The organism is Moorena sp. (assembly GCF_982860115.1).
This window is the reverse complement of the sequence record NZ_CEYLVT010000324.1, coordinates 1-3,490: the sequence shown is the minus strand read 5'-3', so window position 1 is coordinate 3,490 and position 3,490 is coordinate 1. Positions and strand designations below refer to the sequence as shown.

General features: G+C 45.2%; 2 protein-coding genes. One reads left to right on the top strand and one right to left on the bottom strand.

The annotated features are described in order from the left end of the window. Nucleotides 1–2,687, bottom strand: a 2,687-nt coding sequence (locus AC4II3_RS30415) for an nSTAND1 domain-containing NTPase (protein WP_490722996.1), incomplete at its 3' end; no start/stop codon positions are given. Between the two features lie 110 nt (nucleotides 2,688–2,797). Here AC4II3_RS30415 and AC4II3_RS30410 point away from each other — a divergent pair. Next, nucleotides 2,798–3,247 (top strand): hypothetical protein, encoded by a 450-nt coding sequence (locus tag AC4II3_RS30410; RefSeq protein ID WP_488017469.1) that lies wholly within the window; start codon nucleotides 2,798–2,800, stop codon nucleotides 3,245–3,247. Nucleotides 3,248–3,490 lie beyond the last annotated feature (243 nt).

The following is a 3,490-nucleotide window of genomic DNA, read 5'->3' as shown; positions in this document are numbered from 1 at the left end:
CTACTAGCAGAAGCGATAGTCTGTCCGTCTGGGCTAAAGGCCACGCTATTGACAGCTGCGCTATGCCCTTTGAGGGTTTGTGGTTCTTTGCCTTGCAGATTCCACAGTTTCACGGTGTTGTCCCTACTAGCAGAAGCGATAGTCTGTCCGTCTGGGCTAAAGGCCACGCTATTGACAGATCTGCTATGTCCGGTGAGGGTTTGTAGTGCTTTCCCTTGCCGATTCCACAGTTTCACGGTCTTGTCCCTACTACCAGAAGCGATAGTCTGGCCATCATAGCTAAAGGCCACGCTAGTGATATCGCTATGTCCGTCTAGGCTATTAAATTCTTTCACTCCATAGAGGGATTGCCGTAAACTAGCGATCGCTCTAACTCTAGTTTCACCTTGTACCCAATTCGCCTTTTGGAGTATTCCTCCTGCCTTTAAACCCTCTTTTAGAGCATCAAAGGGTTGCTTTGAAACAAAAAAAGTTTCTGAAAGTTGACTCAGGGCTTTAATTTCACTTTCTTCTGCCTTTCTCTCCTGTTTACGAGACTGCAACCCAAAAGCTGTCGAAACAACTGTCCCCAATACCAACACACCAATAAACGCTCCCGCTACTAACCGGCGGTTACGGGTCATTTGCTTGTGCTTGTGACGGCTTACCTGAATATATTCCTCGGCCAGCCCATCCAACATCCCCAACTTGCAATACTCGTTTAAATACTCCTGGGCTTCTACTAACCTCCCCCCTTGTAACAGTACACCGGCATCATCACGCTTCTTTCCCTTTTCCATCCATTCTTCTGCCGCCGCTTCCAGCTTGCGTTCGATCACCATTGCTTCTTTGTAAGTCTGCTTCCATTCCACCAACTTTCCCCAGTGGCGAATCAAGGCTTCATGAACTACATCCAAAACCACATCCTGGGAATTTTCCTGATGGCTTCTAGTAATCAAGCGGTTCTCTGAACTGGCTAACTTCTGGCTAACAGCATCGAGCAGTTCTAAACTGTGGTGAGAATTGACTAACTCCCCCAGGTGTATTCGTCTACGGGTATCGAGAGTATCTCCCACTTGAGTTAATTCCAAGAACAAACGCCTAGCCACACTTTGTTCTTCCGGTGAGAGACTATCAAATACCTGATTGGCTCTCTTTTCGAGAGTTCCCTCAATTCCCCCTAACTGTTGATAAGTCTCTAAGTATAAAAACTTCTGCTGTCTTGACTGTTTCCATAATTCCGTCAGAGTATATTGGAGCAGGGGCAGGCTGCCTGGATAATCTTCGACATCGTTAATCAGTTGCTGTTTTAATCTGCCCTCAATTCCTAATCCTACTAATTCAGCCGGTAGTGCGATCGCTTCTTCAATTTCCTGACGGTTCAAGTGGTCAACATTGATGTAAGGTTTATTGATCTTTTCAACACATTGAGGATAGTCTCGCAATCGCCCCCGAAAGTCAGAGCGCATAGCGATTAACACAATTAGATTGTTGGTATTCTCGATTAATTCAATTAAACTGTTAAAGAATTCCTGGCGTTGGTCAGGTTGACTCATAGTGAAGCACTCTTCAAACTGGTCAACAATCATGACCACCGGTTCAGAAGTCGCTACTAGAGTAAGACTAGAATTGCCTCCCTTGTTGTCTAAAAGCTTTTCCTTTTCAAGCACCTCCTGTAACCTTTGCTGTGGTGCTTCACCTGGAGAGAAAGGTTCTAGATAATGCCAGCGATCGCTTCCAGGAATAGCTTGCCCTAACTTCAGCTGATACAATAATCCTGCTCTGAGTAAGGAAGACTTGCCACTGCCGGAAGCCCCTAACACCACCAGCAGACGGTCTTGATTGTTCACTCGCTCAATTAACTGCTTGGTCAACTTAGAGCGACCGTGAAACACCAGAGCATCCTCTGGTTTAGCCGTAAAATATGACAGAGACCGGTAGGGGCACTTATCCTGAAAGCTCAGTTTCGGAAACAGGCTAGTCAGTAAAATGGCTTGGTTTGAGTTAGCGATTAAAGGACGTTGTCCAGTCCTTGACATCCGCTGCTCAATAAACTCTCCCAAATTATGACTATTAACAATACCATCGGGGTGATTTTCCGGATTTAATCCTGCCAGTAACTCCCTGGTAAATACTCCTTGTTCATGGCTAATTTCTATTCCCGGTTCAAAGGAACGAGTAGCAGTAATCAAGCAGTAAGCTTTATCAGTTGGGATAAATGGGAGCAAGCTTAGTAACTCGCCACTGTAGCAACAATCTAACCAAATCACTACCTGTTTGACTGGGCTAGTTGCGATTTGCTCACCCAACTCCCGCAGAGGATAGCCATAAATTCCCACATCAGGAAAGGCATCACTTGTCACTAAGAAAACTTCCTCAATACCATCCACCTCTTGCCTACAGCCATGGCCTGAAAAGAAGAATAGGGCCGTTTCTGGAGGTTGGTTGGGAGGTGGAGGATTAAACAGATTAGCGACTGCTGACCTTAATTCCTCTAATTTTACCAGTCCTGTGCTCGATGGTCCCCCTGGTCCTTTTTGGGTCAACCCAAGGGGTAAGTCCTGAATCCGAAACGGTTCATAGCCATACTGATCTAATTGTTGAGCGACACTTTCCCCATCTAATGCCGCAACGGTCAGGTCGTTAAAGTTGGTGTATTCTGGATAACGGTTAATCCCAACGATTAGGGCTTCCCATTCCGGTGTCATTGGAGCGAGGTTGTGGATTTTTATTAGGGTAACATACTATCGCAATTTTCAGCACTAGGCTGATCCTTCGTGTATAAAGATGATAGTGATTGAAGTAGTGGCAGTGGCTGATGAATACCAACAAAACCTTATTAGCTTTTTTACTTGCTCTGACTGATTTAGAAATACCCTTGAGTCAAGGTGAGAATAAGAGCATCAAAGAAATTGGCGATCAACTTGATGCCCAACCTTTGGCCTGGGAGAGGTATACCAAACCCAAGCTGCTAGAGATAATTGCAGCTAATCCTGAGTTAAATCAACGTTACCAAACCTATTACAAGCAACTTGACACTACGGTCGATATTCCCCCAGACTATCTCCCAACAACAGCGGAAATCCAGCCAGTCAATAAACCTAGCTCTACGATAATGAGAGGACATAAACCTAAGTCATCACCTACAGGCTATGACCAACAAATTAATAATATTGTGATTGTCGTCAGTCGTACAGAACAGCCAGAAGCAGCTGTGAAAGAATTACCCTTGGAAAAACTTAAACAGTTTTTAGGGACTTCTAAATAAATTACTAAATTAGGGAGTCGGGAGATGGGGAGATGGGGAGATGGGGAGATGGGGAGATGGGGGAATAAAATTGAATGTAGCTGGTAAGTATGATCAACGCTATACTCAGAAGTCGGCGTTGCGTCAGTTTTCCAATGAATAGGAGTAGAGTGGGCATCCTGCCCGCCCGAAAATAAGCATGAAACTGGCAAGATGCCCATTAACTGGCAAGATGCCAGTTCTACCAAGATGCCCATTAACTGG

What these genes read in the sequence shown, in the direction of transcription:
- AC4II3_RS30410 (WP_488017469.1), top strand. Translation starts at nt 2,798, where the DNA reads ATGAATACCAACAAAACCTTATTAGCTTTTTTACTTGCTCTGACTGAT.